Origin of the sequence: Streptomyces erythrochromogenes (assembly GCF_040684695.1) — a bacterium.
Classification (GTDB): Bacteria; Actinomycetota; Actinomycetes; order Streptomycetales; family Streptomycetaceae; genus Streptomyces; species Streptomyces erythrochromogenes_C.
Genome location: NZ_JBFBGM010000036.1, coordinates 34,066 through 50,311 on the forward strand (window position 1 = coordinate 34,066; position 16,246 = coordinate 50,311).

Here is a 16,246-nt window from a genome sequence, read left to right on the forward strand (position 1 = left end):
GTCGGCGGGGGAGCGGCGGGAGTGGCGGGAGTGGCGGTGTCAGCCGCAGCCGCCGCCACCGCAGCAGCCCCCGCTGCCTCCGCCGCCCATGGGACGCGCGGCCGCGGGGGCACTGCTCGAACCGCCCACGGCGACGGCGGACAGCAGCTTGACGGTGTCGGCGTGACCGGCCGGGCAGTCGGCGGGGGCGGAGGACTCGGCCATGGGGCGGCTGACCTCAAAGGTGTCGTCGCAGGTCCGGCAGCGGAATTCGTAACGAGGCATGCGCACAGGCTAAGCGCGCCCGCCGCCCGCGCGCTACGACTCCCGGACGGTGTCGGGCCTGGCGCTCGTACGGTGGCTGCCGGGGGCTCTCAGACGGTGCCGGGTCGTGCGAGCCGCCCCTGCGCCGCCAGCCGCGCCCGGTCCTCGCGTGCCGCCTGCTCGGGGTGACGGGCCCGCCAGTACGGATTGTCGTGCGGCAGCGCGCTGCCCACCCGCCCGTACATCCCGAACCACATCAGCATCACGCCGACGACGAAGCTGAACAACACGTTCTGGATCTTGAAGGCCAGGAAGTTCAGCCCCGTGTCGAGCAGCGCGAGGTTCACGAACCCGCTCGCGATGAACAACACGCCCAGCACGATGTTCAGCGTCGAGGCGAACGTCCCGCCCACCAGCATCCCGGCGATGAGCAGGCCTCCGATGCAGATCGACAGGACACTCAGCGCACCGTTGGTGTTCAGCGCGAGCACCGTGTCGCCGCCCGTGTCGAAGAACCCGATCCGGTTGACCAGGCCCAGGATCCCGAAGACCACCAGCAGCACACCGGTCAGCCCCGCCCCGACCCGGTACACCTGGCTGAGCTTGTGATCGGTGGGCAGATGCTCGTCGAGCCGGGCATTGACCGGATGCAGGGCGCGCTGCACGCGCCGCGCCACGGGGTGCGGGTCCTGCGGCACAGGCGGCCCGTAGGGCTCGTGGGCCACGTAGGGCGCGTAGTGCTCATGGGGCTCGGTGCACCCGTACGCCGCGTGCGGCGCATACGGGGCATCGGACACCGGGGGTACCTGGGACGCACGCGGCTTGTGGAAGGTATGGGCAGCCATGGAGGCCTCCTCTGCTCCGTCCCGTACCCTCCAGCATCCGTCGCCGGACGCCCTACGACAACCAGCGGGCCCGCCGGGCGAAGAAGCCGGGACAGCGGCACGGCGGCGAGCCGGCCACCGCCAGCCCGGGCGCCGGGCTCGCCGCCGTGCCGGGGCTGCCGTCTCTTTCGGATCTTGCCGGGCCCGCGCTGCCCGGCACCGCACCTCATCCCCCAGACTTCGTCCGGGGGGACCCCCAGGTTGTCGGGGCTCCCGAGTACGCCCAGTACGCGAGGAGCTCCTCCGCCTTGCGATCCTTCCCCTCGGCCCTGCGGGCCTGGGGAGACCCCATGGCACCGGACAACGCGGCTCGGCCGACAAGATCCGAAAGAGACGGCCTAGCCGTGGCCGAGCTCCTCCCGGATCCCGGTGACCACCCGGTTCACGGAGGCCCGTACCGCCTCCATCTCCTGGAGGAACGCCCAGTAGTCCGGGTGCCGCCCCTCCAGCCCTTCCAGTGCCCGGCCCACCCGCGCCACCGCATCGTCCAGCGGCCGCGCGTGCCGCGGATCCGGCACACTGCGGCCCGCCATCGCCAGCCGCTGCGCGTCCCGGATCGCGAAGCGGGTCCGCTCCACCTCCGCCTGCGGATCCCGGGCCACCGCCTCCAGCCGCGTCAGCCGGTCCTGCGCCGCCGACACCGCCTCGTCCGTCGCGTCCAGCGAGCCCCGAACCGCCTCGATCAGCGCCCCGACATCGGCCCACCGCTGCTCGTCCCGGGCCCGCCCGGCCTCCCGCAGCTGCTCCTCGGCCCGCGACACGTCCCGCACCGCCTCGTCCGGCACGTGCTGCAGGTCCTGCCAGCACGCCGCACTGAACCGCCGCCGCAACTCGCTCAGCACCGGATCCACCCGGTCCGCCCGGTTGCGCAACGCCTGCGCCCGCGTCCGCAGGCTCACCAGCCGCCGGTCGATCTCCGCCGCCCGCTCGGGCAGCCGCGCCGCCTCGGCCCGTATGGCCTCCGCGTCGCGCAGGATCCGGTCGGCGCGCTGCACCGTCTCCTGCACCCCGTGCTGCGCCGCGCCCTGGTTCAGCTTGGTCAGCTCCGGCCCCAGCGCCGCCAGCCGCGCCGCCAGATCGTCGGCCCGCATCCCCTTGGCCCGTACGGCGTCCAGCGCGTCACTGGCCCCGATCAGCGCGGCCCTGGCCCGCTCCCGCGCCGGCGCGACCCGCGCCAGCTGCGTCTCGGCCTTGTCCAGCAACGGCTGCAGGCCCTGCGCGAACCGGTCCAGCTCCCCCTTGACCCGCACGAGTTCGTCCCGGGCGCGGGTCAGCTGCTCCCGCGCGCGCGTGGCCACCGAGGCCTCCAACTCCGCCCGGTCCAGGTCGTGCGCGTCGACCGCCTCGATGTAGACGTGGCTGACCTGGTCGATGCGCTGCCCGAGTGCGGCGAACCCCTCGGTCGCCTGCCGCGCCGCGGGCGACCCGTCCGCCGCGGCGATGGTCTCGATCGAGATCCGCAGATCCCGCTGCGCCGTGTCCAGCTCGTAGAACGCGGCCGCGGCGGCGTCCTTGGCCGCCTGCGCATCCGCCCGCCGACTCTCGTCCCGCCCACCGAACCACCGCCGGGATGCCGTCGTCACAGTCCCTCTCCCGTACGTGTCCGCCATGCCCCGGTCCATTCTCTCCCACGCGAACCGGTTTGCGTGGGGGGTGCGCCCGCCATGTAGGCTGTCCACTCATCCACGGGTGCGTAGCTCAGGGGTAGAGCGCTGCTCTTACAAAGCAGATGTCGGCGGTTCGAAACCGTCCGCGCCCACCACCACGAAGGCTCCCAGCCGATCACGGCTGGGGGCCTTCGACATCTCCAACGGACATCAACGGAGCGACCGTGCCACCCCCGGTAGCCGAACCGCGCCAACGGCTGAGGGCTTGAAGGGGAGGGCTCGGCCTGACCGGTCGGCTGTCTGTCAGGACTAATGCCTCCGGCGGGGGTGCTCCGGCTCCGGGATGCGGGGGCCCGTCGTGCATCCGCGGGTGCGTTGTGGTTCGGGACGACAGGCCGCGTGAGCTGCCCGCCGACGCAGGCCCGAGTGGTCGGCGTGTCCCGATTCGATATCGCGGTCGAGTGGCCATGGGGCGAGATTGATCCGCAGTCCCGGTTCAAGTGGGACGGCCAGAGAGCCTTTGCGTCGTCGCCCGATAACCCAGATTGGACCACGAGCCTGTTCAGGACTGACCCTGAGCCGTGGAATCTGAGCGCCGGTCGCAACTGCCTCGTAGGCATACCTGAGACGCTGGTGCGGATCATCGTTATCGGCCGCTACGACCCTCCACAGGATGTGGGCTGGCTTCCCCGCCCTCATACGCTGCTCGGCGTGGTGCCGGCCGACTACCCCGACGAGACTCTTTCCGAGGACGACGCAGACACGCTCTACATCGATTCGGCGGAGCCGGTGACGATCGAGCTGGTCTCCCGGGGCTGATCCGGTCACCCTTCGCCGGCCTGGCAGGCGGTCAGCGGCGCAGGCCGTGTTTGTGCAGTGCGGCCGATGCCCGGAAGCGGAGGCGGGCGCACTGCTCACGCTCTTCCTCAGAGGTGTCGTCGGAACAGCAGCAGTGGGCTGCGAGTCGATGAAGGTCGTCGGCTTCCAACCAGAGTGCGATACGTCCTGCGGCGCGCTCGGCTTCCGGATCCGTCGGCTTGATGTCAGGCATGAGCCGCAGCCTAACCGGGCCTGCGGCGGCCAAGTGCCTCCCGATACGATCGTGTTGGAGAGGGGGCGCCGTGGAGTCGCTCGGGTATGCGTTCAGTGCCCTGGTATGGGGTGCTGCGGTGCGCTGGCGACGCAAGGCGATCGCCGCCTTGGAGCGCGAAGCGTTGTAGAGCGCCCTGCCGAGTCGCTTTGCCGCTGGGGGAAGGCGTTCGGGTACGGGCCGAGTTGGGCTGGTGTGGGGTCGGAGGAAGTAGCTTTCCTCGCCGCGTAGTTCAGTCGAGCCCTATATCGGTTTGCATGAGGCCGCGCTCCATCGAACACGCATAGCCGCGAGGCTGAAGTCCCAAGCCTGCTGCCTCAGCGTTTTCATGCCCTTACCTGGAACACGAGCGCGCGCCGGGTGCCGCGGGCGGGGTGGTCGGCCTCGGGTTGAAGAGGGCCGGCTGAGGGTCCCGCCCGCCGGGTGGGTCAGGCCGGGGTGGGGTCGGCGCCGCCCGGGTGCAGGCGGAGCGGGGGGTACCTGTCGGTCATCAGGGACGCGTAGGCCAGTACGCGCAGGGTCCAGCGGAAGAGGCCCATGAGGAAGTCGAACAGGCCGCGCGGGTAGCGGCCCGTGCAGGCCAGGATCACCACCGCGATCAGGGACAGCAGGCCCATGATGCCGGAGAACGGGCTGTACTCGTCGATGTACCGGTACGTGGTCCAGGTGGTGACGAGCGCGCCGATGATCAGCAGTTGGGGGAGGATCAGGAGCCACTTCACCAGGACCAGCCAGCGGGACAGCCGCTCGGGATAGGCGATGTCGACGCGGACCGGGTATGCGGGCACGTCCTTGAGGGTGAACGGCGGGTACTCGTCGGTGCCCAGCACCACCGAGCAGTAGTAAGTGACGCGCGTGTTCCAGCGTATGACGCCGACGTTGAAGTCGAAGAGCGGTCGCGGATACCGGCCGGTGATGAGGATGCAGAAGAAGGCGACCAGGCTCACCAGCAGGAAAGCGGTCTGCAGGAAGACCAGGCAGATGTAGTGCGGGATGGCGAATATCCATTTCACCAGCCACATCCACCGGGTGAGCCGGGGGTCCAGCGTCGCCTCGATACGCAGGGGGTAGGGAGGGGAGGAGAGCATGACGGTCACATCATTTCCGGTGCGGGCCGCACCACCGGTGAGGTGCGGGCGGATTGCTTTTCCGCCATTACGCCCCGGAACGTCGGTGGGGGTCATGTCACTGGATCGCGTGACAGGGAGACCCGTGACTTGACGGTCGTGGCGCCTCCTGGAATGCGAAGACCCCCGGCCCAGGGGGCCGGGGGTCTTTCGGTCGGCTCAGGCGTTGGGACGCTTGCCGTGGTTGGCCTTCTTCTTCTTGCGGGCCCGCTTCTTGTTGCCTCGCTTGGCCATGGTGACAGTCTCCCTACTCTCGGTGACGTTCATGACGCCGCCAGTCTAGGCGCGGGCGCGGGCGTCCGCATCAGCGCCGCCGCGCACCCTTGGCCGTCGCCGCGGGGCGTGGGATCGTCGGAGGATGGGCGACTGGCTCGCATGGGGCGCGGTGGCCGCGGTGGTGGTCGCGGCCGTGCTGGTAGTGGTGGTCACGGAGCGCTCCCTGGGCGGGGGCTTCGAGCGGAAACGGAACGAGGAGCGGGAGCGGCTGCTCGCCCACCTCGCCCCCAGAGCCCCCGAAGCTCCCGACACCGCCGGACCGGCCACCGCCCTGCCCGGGCCCCGGAAGTTCGAGGACGTCGGCGGCATCCGGACCCCGCATCCGCAGGCGGAACTCGGCGACCGGCGGGACGACTTCACCCCGATCCTCGTGGAGTACTACGCCTACGGGCTCACGCAGGCGCGCAGCAGCTTCGGCACGAGCCAGCGCTTCGCCGGCGCCGGCGCGGCGATCCTGCTCCTCGGCATCGGGCTCGCCGTGCGGAAGGCCGAAGCCGGCGGGGAGCTGTACCTCGGCATCGTCACCAGCGCGACGGGCCTGGTCACGACCCTGATCGGGCAGCTCTTCCACCGTCGGGCGGACATCGCGCTGCGGCACATGGCCGACCAGACCGCCGCACTGCGCGACGACCGCCGGGCAGCCGAGACGACCCAGCAGGCCATCGGGCTGTTGGAGACGGTCGACGACCCGGAGCTGCGGGCCCGCCTGCAGGCCGGTCTGATCATGAAGCTTTCCGGAGCCGAACTGCCCCGGTGAGCGGGATAGTGGAGACATGTGCCGATCGATTAAGACCCTGCGCCCGCCCGCCATCCCCGAGAGGGCGACCGAGGAGGAGATCCGGGCCGCCGCGCTGCAGTACGTACGGAAGGTGTCCGGGTTCCGGGTACCCGCCGCACACAACCGCGAGGTCTTCGACGCGGCGGTGGACGCCGTGGCCGAGGCCACCGCGGCCCTGCTCGACGGGGTGCACGTACGGGGGCAGGCCGCCCCCGCCTGAACGGCCCGGCCCGACCTGGCTCGACCCGGGCCCGACCGGGCCCGGTCTACGCAGCCGCGCGCCGGCGCAGCACCCACACCCCGCCCACCAGGGCGGCTGCGGCGAGGCTGCCGCCGACGGCGACCTGGGTCGTGCTCATCGAGCCGATGCTGCCGCCCGTTCCGCCGCGCGCCGCCCCGGGGGTGACCTGGAGGGAGACGGTGACGCTCTGACCACCGGGGCCGCCGCACTCGAAGGTGACCCGGTGCGCGCCGGGGCTCGCGTTGGAGAAGACGGTGGCGTTGCCGAAGAGGTTGGTGGCCTCCAGGTTGCCGGGGGTCAGCCGTACCTCGTTGAACGCGGTCGAGGTGACCCTGGCCTCCTTGGTCCCGCACCCCGCGACGTTCAGCGCGACCCGGCCGCCCGGGGCGACCGTGGTGGGGGAGACGCTGGCGGAGGGGGCGGCGTGGGCGAGCGTGACGGGAGTGGCGGCGGCGACGATGAGGGCGGCGGCCGCGGCGGTCAGCAGGCGGCGCGGGGCGAGCGGCGTGGCGGGCATGGAGAGAACTCCTCGGCTCCTCGAAACGGCGCGGCCGGGCCACGGATGTGACGCGGATTCGGTTGCGCACCGTTCTCCGGACGCTAGGAGCCGGGCCCGCGGGCGGCGATCGGGGCCGGGTGAACGGGTGAGCCACTGCTCCACACGGGGGAGCCCGCCGGGCCCGCGCGGCCCGCCCGCGGTCCGCAGCCTCGGATTCGGCTCTCCTCCTACGCCGCGGGGGTCGCCGCCGGAGCCGAGGGCGGGCGGCGCACGAGGAAGGCCGCTAGGGCGCCCGCGGCGAAGAGGGCGACGATCGACACGGCGGTGCCGAGCCACTGGGTACCCAGCCACTGGGTGCCGAAGTAGCCGAGGGCCACGCTGTAGCCGGCCCACGCCATGCCCGCCAGGACCGACCACGGCAGGAATTCCGCGACCTTGCGCTGGGTCTTGCCCGCGCCCAGGGACACCACCGAGCGGCCCGCCGGGGCGAAGCGGGCGATCACCACGAGGGCGCCGCCGCCGCGTGCGAGGGCCGTGCCCAGGCGTTCCTGGGCACGCGTCAGCCGACGGGAGCGGGCGATGGCCCGGTCCAGGCGGGCTCCGCCGCGCCGGCCCAGCCGGTACGCGGCCATGTCGCCCAGCACCGACGCCGTCGTCGCGATCACGAGCAGCATCAGGATGTCCGGCACCTGCTCGGGCCCCGGGACCGCTACCGGTCCCGCCGCCCCGGCGGCGGCCGCCGCAGCCGCGGCGGTGATCACCAGGACCCCGCTCGGCAGTACCGGAAGGAAGACGTCGAGCACGACGGACAGCGCCACCAGGGCGTAGATCCATGGGCTCGCGGTCAGCGACCCCAAAGTCTCAAACAAAGCGGGACTCCCCAGTCCGGTTGACGTGCTGCGGCATGAAGCGCCGCGACGTCGCGGGGAGCGGCAGGGGCGGCTGACAGCCATACAGCGTACGCCCGGCACTCCCGCCCCGGGAGCCCGGGGCGTACCGCACACCACAACGGTGTCGACGCGGCCACGCCACCGACGGCGCCCCTACTCCGCTACTCCGCCGCAGTGAGCTCCCGGTCCAGCACCGTCACCAACCGGGCCCGCCCACGCTTCTTGCGCGCCTGGTCCAGTCGCAACCGCGCCGTCCGCCCGGACAGCGCCAGCGTCATCAGCTGGTTCCCGAACCACGGACCTCCCGTACGCCGCCAGTTCAGCGGCGGCCGACCCGTCCGCCCGTGCAGGGAGAAGCCGCGCCCCAGCCACCGGCCCGTCCGCGACCAGCCCAGCCGGAACCCCCACTTCACCACGGTATGAATGGAATTGTGGACCGGTGAGCACGTCAGCTGGAATATGCGGGACGTGCTCGGTATGCGCGGTTCCGCCACGTACGCGTGGTGCACGTCCCCCGACAGCACGCACACCGTCGCCGGCGCCCGGGGTCCCGTGCCCACTTCCTCGATCAGATCCGTCAGTGCCGCGAACGACGCCGGGAACGCCGCCCAGTGCTCCAGATCGCTGCGCCGCCGCAGATCCTCACCGATCCGGGCCCACCGCGGCCCGCGCTCCCCGCGGCACAGCGCCGCATTCCACGTCTCCGCGTCATGGATCAGCGGCGGCATCAGCCAGGGCAGCGAGGACCCGATCAGCAAGTGGTCGAAGCCCCCGTGCCCGGCGAGGGCGTTCTCCCGGAGCCACTGCTGCTCCGCCGGATCGAGCATCGCCCGCCCGTCCTCGGCCAGCACCCGGGCGGCCCGGGTGTCCACCATCAGCAGCCGGGTCCGCCCGAAGTCGCGCCGGTAGCTCCAGCGCACCGTGGCCGGATCGGCGTCCGCCGCGGACGCGAAGGCCCGGAGCGCGTCCGTGCCGTCGGGGTCCTCGCGGACCGCCCGGTACAACCCGTCCGCCTCCAGCTCGGCGGCCGAGAGATTGCCCAGGTGCTGGTACACCCAGTACGACATCAGGCCGCTGAGCACGCGCTCCCGCCACCACGGGGTCGCGCGCATCTCCGCCAGCCACGCCGCGCTCGTGTTCCAGTCGTCGATGACGTCGTGGTCGTCGAATATGTGCAGGCTCGGCACCGTCGACAGCAGCCAGCGGATCTCCGGGTCGAGCCACGACTCGTAGTAGAGCCGGGTGTATTCCTCGTAGTCCGCGACCTGGGCGCCGGGCGCCTCCCGCAGATCCCGGCGGGCAGCCAGCCACTGCCGGGTCTCCCGCGACAGGGCGTCCGCGTACACCTGGTCGCCGAGCAGGAGCAGGAGGTCCGGGCGCTCCGCCTCCGGATCGGCGGCCAGCCGCGCCGCGAGGGTGTCGAGCGCGTCCGCGCCGTGCGGCCCGTGCCGGCCGGCCGGCGGCGCGGCCTGCCGGCAGGAGCCGAAGGTGACGCGCAGCCCGGGACCGGGGCCGGGCGCGGGCGCAGTGCGGCCCGAGCCCGTGACGGCCGGAGTGGTGATCGTGCTCGGCGGGAAGCCGCTGTCGGGCAGCGGCCACACCTGCCGACCGTCGAGCAGCACCTCATACGGCGTCGTGGCGCCCGGGGTCAGGCCGGTCACCGGCACCAGCGCGTAGTGGTGTCCGGCTATCTGGAAGGTCCGCGCGCTGCCGCCGGCCCCGCCCGCGCACCGCACCTCGGCCGTGCACGGGCGGTCCGCCTCGACCCATATGGTGGCCGCTCCGCCCGTTTCCCAGTCGACGTGGCGCAGCAGCGGCCCCAGACGCAATCCGGCCATGCAACTCCCCCTCCTCCGTATCCCCTTCGATCACGGTACGACGGGGAGGGGGAGCCACGCCTCCCCCTGGCGGGGGAAAGATCGGCCGGCCGCATGCCTGCGCCGGGCCTGCGGCGGGTCAGCAGTCCGTCAGCAGCCGTTCAGGACGTTGACCAGGGCCGTCTTCTCGCCGGAGTCCATGCTCAGGCCGTAGTACTGCTTCACGTTGACCCACATCCGTGCGTACGTACAGCGGTAGGACGTCCGCGAGGGCAGCCACTTGCCGGGGTCGAGGTCGCCCTTGGCCTGGTTGACGTTGTCGGTGACCGCGATGAGCTGCGGGCGGGTGAGGTCGTTGGCGAACTGCTGGCGCTTGGACGTGGTCCAGGAGGAGGCGCCGGAACGCCAGGCCTCGGCGAGCGGGACGACGTGGTCGATGTCGAGGTCGGAGGCGGCGGTCCAGGTGGCGCCGTCGTACTCCGAGTACCAGCTTCCGCTCACCGCGGCGCAGGAGGAGTCCTGGACGACGTTCACCCCGTCCCGCTTCAGGACGGTCTCGCGGGTGTTGCAGGAGCCGGAGACGGTGCTCCAGTGCGGGAAGAGGTCGCGGCTGTACCCGCTGGTGGAACCTTCGGTCTTCGGGGTGACCGTCGCCAGGTAGGCGCGGGCGGCCGAGGCGCTCATGGGGGTGGGCGGGGCGGCCTGGGCGGTCGGGGCGTTGAGGAGGGAGGTGAGCGCCGCCAGCGCAGCTGCTGACGCGAGCACGCCAATTCGACGCGCGTAGACGTTGGGTATGAGTGCCATGAGGGGCTCCCTGGGTGCGGGGGGTCAGGCCGGTTCGCCCCGGCGGGGCGTGGCCATGCTGGCGCCATCGGGTTGCCGGGGGATGGGCGCCGGGTGACAGCCTGGCGACATGAGCACGTCACATCAAGCCACGCAAGGCCCCTGATTTAAATGGAAGTTGAGATTCCGCAGGTGTGGGACGGACGGGACGGACGTGAGGCGGGGGGCAGGACGGCGCAGGGCGGGACCAAAGACCCATTCCGGCCGGCCGTCGACGTCGCGTACTCTGTTGGGAGCAGAAGGGGAGTAGCTCTTCGCCGGACCGTCGACATACTGCTGGGTCACCCAGCCGGCGCCCGGAGGCAGGCCGTGCAGCAGCGGCCCGCCAGCGAGACCTTCGGCCGCAGTGTCCTGTCCCGTCGTGGGCGCGTTCCGTACGCGCACGCGCAGCCAGGGCGCCGCCGAGCCGAAGCGACCCCTGAAACACCCCAGGTCTCTCGGTACCGATGGCGTCCTGCCCGACCGATTGAGGTTCCACCTCCGTGTTCAGCTTCAGCATCACGGCGATCGCCTTCGGCGTCGTCTTCCTTGCCGAACTCCCCGACAAGACGGCCCTCGCCGGCCTGATGCTCGGCACGCGCTACCGCGCCTCCTACGTCTTCGCGGGCGTCGCCGCCGCCTTCGCCGTACACGTCGCCCTCGCCATCGCCGCCGGCAGCGTGCTCACCCTGCTCCCGAACCGCCTCGTCCAGGCCGTCGTCGGCATCCTCTTCCTCCTGGGCGCGGCCATGCTGCTCCTGAAGAAGGACGACGGCGACGAGGAGATCAAGCCGCCCGCCGACCAGTCCTTCTGGAAGGTCTCGGGAGCCGGCTTCATGCTGATCCTGGTGGCGGAGTTCGGTGACCTGACCCAGATCATGACCGCCAACCTGGCGGCACGGTACGACGACCCCGTCTCCGTCGGCATCGGCGCCGTGCTGGCGCTGTGGGCGGTCGCCGGCATCGGCATCCTGGGCGGTCGCACCCTGATGAAGTACGTGCCGCTGCGGCTCATCACCAAGATCGCGGCCGCCGTGATGGCGGCGCTGGCCGCGTTCTCGCTGTACGAGGCGATCGCGGGCTGATTGGCCCGGAGGCTGGGGGAGGGGGCGGGGGCGCGGGGGCCGCCCGGGCCGTCCGGGCCGCGGCGGTGGAAACTCCGTTGCGGAAGGTGCGCCCGGGCGGCACGCTCGGCGCGTGATCGACTCGACCTCCTCCACCGGCCCCGCCGCCACCGGCTCCGACTCCGCGCCCGCCCCGGAACGCCGCTTCGGCTGGTCCAACATGTTCGTCGGCCCCGACGCGGACCCCCGTACCGACGGGGGCTTCCGCGGCGAGCGGGACGTGCTCATCGGCTACCTCAACGACCAGCGGCTCACCCTGGAACTCAAGTGCGCGGGCCTCGACGCCGAGGCCCTCGCGCGGCGCTCCGTGGAGCCGTCCGACCTGTCCCTGCTGGGGCTCGTACGCCATCTCGCGGGTGTCGAACAGTACTGGTTCCGGCAGGTCATGGCGGGCCAGGACATACGCCGGCACTACCGCTCGGAGGCGGAACCGGCCGGGGAGTTCACCGGCGCGGCGGCCGACCCGGAGCTGGTCGCGGACGCGTGGGCGACCTGGCGGGTCGAGGTCGCCTTCGCGGAACAGTTCGTCGCGCAGGCACCGGGGGTGGACGTCACGGGCGACTGCGGAGGCGAGCCGATGGAGCTCCGTGAGGTGCTGGTCCACATGATCGAGGAGTACGCCCGCCACAACGGCCACGCGGACTTCCTGCGGGAGCGCATCGACGGGCGCGTGGGGCAGTAGCCCCGCGCGCCCGACGGTCGACCGGTTCTACTGCGCGGGCGCGTCCTGGGGCTGCGGCTGCGGGAGCAGCGTGATGCGGACCGAGCCGTCCGCGTCGGCCGTGACGTCGAGGTGCGTCAGGTCCGGGACGTGCACCGTCGGGCCGTGGGCCGCGGCGCGGGGGCCCACGCCGATCACGCGCATGCCCGCAGCCCGGCCGGCGGCTATGCCCGCGGCGGAGTCCTCGAAGACGATGCAGTCGGCCGGGGCCACGCCGAGCGCGGCGGCGCCCTTGAGGAAGCCCTCCGGGTCCGGCTTGCTGGCACCGACGGACTCGGCCGTGATCCGCACCTCGGGCATCGGGAGCGCCGCGGCCGTCATCCGGGCGGTGGCCAGCGCGGCGTCGGCGGACGTGACCAGGGCGTGCGGCAGGCCGGCGATCGCGGTCATGAAGGCCGGTGCGCCGGCGACCGGGACCACGCCATCGGTGTCGGCGGTCTCGCGCGCCAGCATCTCGGCGTTCTCGGCGAGGTTGATCTCCATGGGGCGCTCGGGCAGGAGCACGGCCATGGTGGCGTAGCCCTGGCGGCCGTGGACCACCTTCAGGGCTTCCTGTGGGTCCAGCCCGTGGGAGACGGCCCAGTCGCGCCAGCAGCGTTCGACCACCGCGTCGGAATTGACGATCGTGCCGTCCATGTCAAGGAGCAGGGCCTTGGCGGTGAGGGCTACGGGCGCGGTGGTGGTGCTGGCCGGCATCGACGGGGCTCCAGACGGGCGGGAAAAGAGAACAAGTGGTTCCGTCCACCGGTCAGGGAGTGAGGACGGAACCACTTTGTTCCTTCACGATACAAAACTCTGGACGGCCCGCGCCACTCGCGGTCGTGTGACCCCTGTCGCCCTGTCGCCCTGTCGCCCTGTCGCCCTGTCGCCCGTCGCGGGCCACGCTCCTGACCGCGCCCGCCCCCGTCGCCACGTCGCCCTAGCCCTCCAGGGCCTTGCGGGTGAGGGGCCCGTAGACGCCCCATTCCTGGTGGTCGATCCCGTTGTAGTACTGGAAGGTCGACAGCGCGTCCTCGACCTTCGAGTCGAACCTTCCGTGGAACCTGCCCCGGTAGAGCCCCTCGGCCGCCAGCAGCCGCTGGAGCTTCTCCACCTCAGGGCCCGAATCCCCGTAGCGCAGGACCGGGGCCGCAGCAGGCGGCGGCGTACTGGCGGAACGGCTCGCGCTGGGCGACGCGCTCGGCGACGGGGGCGCGGAGGGAGTGGAACGGGACGCGCTCGGCGACGGGGACGCGGACGGTGACGCCGACTTCGAGGCGCTCGCCGACGCGGAGGCCGAGGGGGAGGCACTGGCGCGGCTCGGGCTGGCCGACGGCGCGACCGGAGCCGCCGCGCTCACCGCGGGCGCCGACGCCTTCGCGTCCAGCAGGGTCGTATCGCTGTCCGGGGAAGCGGGCAGCACCCACACCGCCACGGCCGTGCCGCTGAGGGCCACCGCCGCCGCGGCTCCCACCAGCAGCGCCAGCGGCCGGCGGCGTGAGGCGGAACCGGACCGCTCCTCCGGGCCCCCGCCCCCGCCCCCACCCCCTCCTCCGCCGGTCGTGGCAGCGGCCGCCGGGACCGCGCGGAGCCGCACCGTCTCCGCCGGGTGCGGTGCGGGGGCAGCCGCCGGCCCCGCCTGCCACGGGCCGTCCTGCCACGGCCCGGCCGCGGGCGCCACGGGTATCCCGTACGCAGGGGTGTCGTCCTCCCCGCGCACCGGCTGTGGCGCGGTCGCCGGCGGCGGGGACACCACACCGGAGACGGGCTGCGGGGACGGCGGCACGGACTCGGCCGCAAGCTCGCCGGGATCGGACAACGTCACGTACGGACGGATGCGCAGAGGGTTGAAAGCCACACCCGGTGCACACCCGCAGGCGGCGCCGGCAGCGTCGCAATTCGGACAGTGCTCACCGTTCACTGGGGACTCCCTCCCTGGCCATTGCCTGCGATTATGCAGACCCGCCGCAACCCTCCCAACCGCCCGAGAGGCCATAACCGGACACACCACTCAGGATGGAAATGTTGATCCGGCCGGAGGAGGAATCGATGGCTCAGGATGCGACCAGAGGTACCGTGGACCCCGTCCCCGGCGCGCAGAAGTCCGGCCCCGCAGGCGAGCACAGCTCCCGCGAGGTACTCGTCCCCATCGGCGCCCTGCTCCTGGGCCTGCTGATCGCGGCGCTCGACCAGACGATCGTCTCCACCGCCCTGCCGACCATCGTCAGTGACCTCGGCGGCATGGCCCACCTGTCCTGGGTCGTCACCGCCTACATGCTCGCCGCCACCGCGGCCACGCCCCTGTGGGGCAAGCTCGGCGACCAGTACGGACGCAAGAGGCTCTTCCAGTACGCCATCGTCCTCTTCCTGATCGGGTCGGCCCTGTGCGGACTGGCCCAGGACATGCCCCAGCTCATCGGCTTCCGAGCCCTCCAGGGCCTGGGCGGCGGCGGACTGATCGTGCTGTCGATGGCGATCGTCGGCGACATCGTCCCGCCCCGCGAACGAGGCCGGTACCAGGGCCTCTTCGGCGGCGTCTTCGGCGCCACCAGCGTCCTCGGCCCCCTGCTGGGCGGCCTGTTCGTCGACAACCTCTCCTGGCGCTGGGTCTTCTACATCAACCTCCCCATCGGTCTCGTCGCCCTCGTCGTCATCGCCGCCGCACTCCACATCCCGGCGCGCTCCTCGAAGCACACCATCGACTACCTCGGCACCTTCCTCATCGCGTGCGTCGCCACCTGCCTCGTCCTCGTCGCCTCCCTCGGCGCCACCTGGGGCTGGGGATCCGCCCGGATCATCGGCGTCGCCGTCCTCGGAGTGGTGCTGCTCGCCGCCTTCCTCCTCGTCGAGCGCAGGGCCGCCGAGCCCGTCCTGCCGCTGAAGCTCTTCCGCATCCGCACCTTCAGCCTCTGCTCGGCGATCAGCTTCGTCGTCGGCTTCGCGATGTTCGGGGCGATGGTCTACCTGCCCACCTTCCTCCAGGTCGTCCAGGGCGTCTCACCGACCATGTCCGGCGTCCACATGCTGCCGATGGTCATCGGCATGCTGATCTCCTCCACCGCCTCCGGCCAGATCGTCAGCCGGACCGGCCGCTGGAAGGTCTTCCCCATCGCCGGCACCGGTGTCACGGCCATCGGCCTGCTCCTCCTCCACCAGCTGCACCGCACCAGCTCCACCTGGGAGATGAGCGTCTACTTCTTCGTCTTCGGCGCCGGACTGGGCCTGGTCATGCAGGTCCTCGTCCTCGTCGTGCAGAACGCCGTCAGCTACGCCGATCTCGGCGTCGCCACCTCAGGTGCCACCTTCTTCCGCTCCATCGGCGCCTCCTTCGGCGTCGCGATCTTCGGCACGGTCTTCACCAACCAGCTCGACGACAAACTGGCCGCCTCCCTGGCCGGCGTCACCCTGCCCGCCGACGCGGGCATCCCCCAGCTGGAGGCGGACCCCCGGGCCATCAGCGCACTCCCCGCCGACCTCCGCCCCCGCGTGCTCGACGCCTACGCCACCGCCATCACCGACGTCTTCCTCTACGCCGTCCCCGTCGTCCTGGTCGCCTTCGTCCTGGCCTGCTTCCTGAAGGAGGACAAGCTCCGCGCCTCCGTCACCGCACCCGACGTGACCGAGACCCTGGCCTCCAACCCCGTCCAGCGCTCCTCCCACGACGAGGTCGCCCGCGCGCTGTCCGTCCTCGGCACCCGCGAAGGCCGCCGCCACGTCTACGAGAAGATCACAGAGAAGGCCGGCTACGACCTGCTGCCCGCCTCCAGCTGGCTGCTGCTGCGGATCAACAAATACGGGTCGGCGGAACCGGCTCTGCTCGCCGAACGCGTCAACGTGCCGGTGAAGGTCATCACGGACGCCGCCCGCCAGGTGGAGGAGCGCGGACTCGCAGTCCGGGACGGGCTGCCGCTCGTGCTGACCGAACAGGGCAGCGAGGCAGCCGCCAAGCTCAGCGCGGCCCGGCAGGAGTCCCTCGCCCAGCTCCTCGGCGACTGGTGGGGCCCGGACCGCCCGACCGACCTGGTCAAACTGGTCGAGGAGCTCAACACGGAGCTGTGCGGATCCGACGCCGAAGAGCCCTACGACGCCGAGCCGCGGCGCGATCACGCCGCTCCCTAGCCGCCCGGCCCCCCCCAGTCGTCCGGCCG

At 72.1% G+C, this 16,246-nt stretch carries 18 protein-coding genes and 1 tRNA gene; 7 read left to right on the forward strand and 12 right to left on the reverse strand.

Annotation, left to right across the window (positions count from 1 at the left end; translation table 11 throughout):
• Nucleotides 1–39: 39 nt before the first annotated feature.
• The 3 genes from AB0O53_RS34975 to AB0O53_RS34985 all read right to left on the reverse strand — a co-directional run bounded on the left by AB0O53_RS34975 (nt 40) and on the right by AB0O53_RS34985 (nt 2,749).
• Nucleotides 40–264: an FmdB family zinc ribbon protein gene (locus tag AB0O53_RS34975; protein ID WP_365201074.1), complete on the reverse strand. Its 225-nt coding sequence runs from the start codon at nt 262–264 to the stop codon at nt 40–42.
• Between the two features lie 89 nt (nt 265–353).
• Nucleotides 354–1,088, reverse strand: coding sequence for a DUF4383 domain-containing protein (locus AB0O53_RS34980; RefSeq protein ID WP_351000295.1), 735 nt, complete (start codon nt 1,086–1,088; stop codon nt 354–356).
• 377 nt (nt 1,089–1,465) lie between these two features.
• On the reverse strand, nt 1,466–2,749 hold the full coding sequence (locus AB0O53_RS34985; protein ID WP_351000297.1) for a hypothetical protein: 1,284 nt from the start codon (nt 2,747–2,749) through the stop codon (nt 1,466–1,468).
• A 65-nt stretch (nt 2,750–2,814) separates the two neighbouring features.
• On the opposite strand from AB0O53_RS34985, the gene AB0O53_RS34990 reads away from it, so the two are divergent.
• Together AB0O53_RS34990 and AB0O53_RS34995 are read left to right on the forward strand one after the other, a co-directional pair.
• Nucleotides 2,815–2,889, forward strand: a tRNA-Val gene (locus tag AB0O53_RS34990).
• 280 nt (nt 2,890–3,169) lie between these two features.
• Nucleotides 3,170–3,553 (forward strand): hypothetical protein, encoded by a 384-nt coding sequence (locus AB0O53_RS34995; protein ID WP_351000300.1) that lies wholly within the window; start codon nt 3,170–3,172, stop codon nt 3,551–3,553.
• A 31-nt stretch (nt 3,554–3,584) separates the two neighbouring features.
• Here AB0O53_RS34995 and AB0O53_RS35000 read toward each other — a convergent pair whose 3' ends face one another.
• The 3 genes from AB0O53_RS35000 to AB0O53_RS38370 form a co-directional block, all read right to left on the reverse strand.
• Nucleotides 3,585–3,785 (reverse strand): hypothetical protein, encoded by a 201-nt coding sequence (locus AB0O53_RS35000; protein WP_365201077.1) that lies wholly within the window; start codon nt 3,783–3,785, stop codon nt 3,585–3,587.
• Between the two features lie 467 nt (nt 3,786–4,252).
• Nucleotides 4,253–4,912: a DUF4389 domain-containing protein gene (locus tag AB0O53_RS35005; RefSeq protein WP_365201080.1), complete on the reverse strand. Its 660-nt coding sequence runs from the start codon at nt 4,910–4,912 to the stop codon at nt 4,253–4,255.
• A 198-nt stretch (nt 4,913–5,110) separates the two neighbouring features.
• Complete coding sequence (locus tag AB0O53_RS38370; protein ID WP_099895366.1) at nt 5,111–5,185, reverse strand: 50S ribosomal protein bL37; 75 nt, start codon at nt 5,183–5,185, stop codon at nt 5,111–5,113.
• Nucleotides 5,186–5,309: 124 nt separating this feature from the next.
• On the opposite strand from AB0O53_RS38370, the gene AB0O53_RS35010 reads away from it, so the two are divergent.
• Nucleotides 5,310–5,984 (forward strand): TRADD-N-associated membrane domain-containing protein, encoded by a 675-nt coding sequence (locus AB0O53_RS35010; protein ID WP_351000308.1) that lies wholly within the window; start codon nt 5,310–5,312, stop codon nt 5,982–5,984.
• Nucleotides 5,985–6,000: 16 nt separating this feature from the next.
• Nucleotides 6,001–6,225: a DUF2277 family protein gene (locus AB0O53_RS35015; protein ID WP_031146011.1), complete on the forward strand. Its 225-nt coding sequence runs from the start codon at nt 6,001–6,003 to the stop codon at nt 6,223–6,225.
• Between the two features lie 46 nt (nt 6,226–6,271).
• On the opposite strand, the gene AB0O53_RS35020 is transcribed toward AB0O53_RS35015, so the two are convergent.
• The 4 genes from AB0O53_RS35020 to AB0O53_RS35035 all read right to left on the reverse strand — a co-directional run bounded on the left by AB0O53_RS35020 (nt 6,272) and on the right by AB0O53_RS35035 (nt 10,247).
• The gene (locus AB0O53_RS35020; RefSeq protein ID WP_351000310.1) at nt 6,272–6,763 is read right to left on the reverse strand and encodes a hypothetical protein; all 492 of its coding nucleotides are present in this window, start codon (nt 6,761–6,763) and stop codon (nt 6,272–6,274) included.
• A gap of 209 nt (nt 6,764–6,972) precedes the next feature.
• Complete coding sequence (locus tag AB0O53_RS35025) at nt 6,973–7,614, reverse strand: DedA family protein (RefSeq protein ID WP_365201084.1); 642 nt, start codon at nt 7,612–7,614, stop codon at nt 6,973–6,975.
• A 182-nt stretch (nt 7,615–7,796) separates the two neighbouring features.
• Nucleotides 7,797–9,473: an alkaline phosphatase D family protein gene (locus AB0O53_RS35030; RefSeq protein ID WP_351000316.1), complete on the reverse strand. Its 1,677-nt coding sequence runs from the start codon at nt 9,471–9,473 to the stop codon at nt 7,797–7,799.
• 129 nt (nt 9,474–9,602) lie between these two features.
• A complete protein-coding gene (locus AB0O53_RS35035) occupies nt 9,603–10,247 on the reverse strand; it encodes a GmrSD restriction endonuclease domain-containing protein (protein ID WP_351000472.1) in 645 nt (214 codons plus the stop codon).
• Nucleotides 10,248–10,777: 530 nt separating this feature from the next.
• On the opposite strand from AB0O53_RS35035, the gene AB0O53_RS35040 reads away from it, so the two are divergent.
• Nucleotides 10,778–11,359 carry a TMEM165/GDT1 family protein gene (locus AB0O53_RS35040; protein WP_351000319.1) on the forward strand — a complete coding sequence of 194 codons (582 nt, stop codon included), beginning with the start codon at nt 10,778–10,780 and terminating at the stop codon, nt 11,357–11,359.
• Between the two features lie 199 nt (nt 11,360–11,558).
• Nucleotides 11,559–12,080 (forward strand): DinB family protein, encoded by a 522-nt coding sequence (locus tag AB0O53_RS35045; RefSeq protein ID WP_351000475.1) that lies wholly within the window; start codon nt 11,559–11,561, stop codon nt 12,078–12,080.
• 27 nt (nt 12,081–12,107) lie between these two features.
• Here the strand turns inward: AB0O53_RS35045 and AB0O53_RS35050 are convergent, their stop codons facing one another.
• Both AB0O53_RS35050 and AB0O53_RS35055 read right to left on the reverse strand, forming a co-directional pair.
• Entirely contained in the window at nt 12,108–12,815 is a 708-nt protein-coding gene (locus AB0O53_RS35050) for an HAD-IA family hydrolase (RefSeq protein WP_351000322.1), read from the reverse strand.
• 223 nt (nt 12,816–13,038) lie between these two features.
• Nucleotides 13,039–13,956, reverse strand: a complete 918-nt coding sequence (locus tag AB0O53_RS35055) for a peptidoglycan-binding domain-containing protein (protein WP_351000325.1) — start codon at nt 13,954–13,956, stop codon at nt 13,039–13,041.
• A 191-nt stretch (nt 13,957–14,147) separates the two neighbouring features.
• Here AB0O53_RS35055 and AB0O53_RS35060 point away from each other — a divergent pair, with 191 nt between their 5' ends.
• Complete coding sequence (locus AB0O53_RS35060; RefSeq protein WP_351000328.1) at nt 14,148–16,217, forward strand: DHA2 family efflux MFS transporter permease subunit; 2,070 nt, start codon at nt 14,148–14,150, stop codon at nt 16,215–16,217.
• Nucleotides 16,218–16,246 lie beyond the last annotated feature (29 nt).

What these genes read in the sequence shown, in the direction of transcription:
- AB0O53_RS34975 (WP_365201074.1), bottom strand. Translation starts at nt 264, where the DNA reads ATGCCTCGTTACGAATTCCGCTGCCGGACCTGCGACGACACCTTTGAG.
- AB0O53_RS34980 (WP_351000295.1), bottom strand. Translation starts at nt 1,088, where the DNA reads ATGGCTGCCCATACCTTCCACAAGCCGCGTGCGTCCCAGGTACCCCCG.
- AB0O53_RS34985 (WP_351000297.1), bottom strand. Translation starts at nt 2,749, where the DNA reads ATGGACCGGGGCATGGCGGACACGTACGGGAGAGGGACTGTGACGACG.
- AB0O53_RS35000 (WP_365201077.1), bottom strand. Translation starts at nt 3,785, where the DNA reads ATGCCTGACATCAAGCCGACGGATCCGGAAGCCGAGCGCGCCGCAGGA.
- AB0O53_RS35005 (WP_365201080.1), bottom strand. Translation starts at nt 4,912, where the DNA reads ATGCTCTCCTCCCCTCCCTACCCCCTGCGTATCGAGGCGACGCTGGAC.
- AB0O53_RS35010 (WP_351000308.1), top strand. Translation starts at nt 5,310, where the DNA reads ATGGGCGACTGGCTCGCATGGGGCGCGGTGGCCGCGGTGGTGGTCGCG.
- AB0O53_RS35015 (WP_031146011.1), top strand. Translation starts at nt 6,001, where the DNA reads ATGTGCCGATCGATTAAGACCCTGCGCCCGCCCGCCATCCCCGAGAGG.
- AB0O53_RS35020 (WP_351000310.1), bottom strand. Translation starts at nt 6,763, where the DNA reads ATGCCCGCCACGCCGCTCGCCCCGCGCCGCCTGCTGACCGCCGCGGCC.
- AB0O53_RS35030 (WP_351000316.1), bottom strand. Translation starts at nt 9,473, where the DNA reads ATGGCCGGATTGCGTCTGGGGCCGCTGCTGCGCCACGTCGACTGGGAA.
- AB0O53_RS35045 (WP_351000475.1), top strand. Translation starts at nt 11,559, where the DNA reads ATGTTCGTCGGCCCCGACGCGGACCCCCGTACCGACGGGGGCTTCCGC.
- AB0O53_RS35050 (WP_351000322.1), bottom strand. Translation starts at nt 12,815, where the DNA reads ATGCCGGCCAGCACCACCACCGCGCCCGTAGCCCTCACCGCCAAGGCC.
- AB0O53_RS35060 (WP_351000328.1), top strand. Translation starts at nt 14,148, where the DNA reads ATGGCTCAGGATGCGACCAGAGGTACCGTGGACCCCGTCCCCGGCGCG.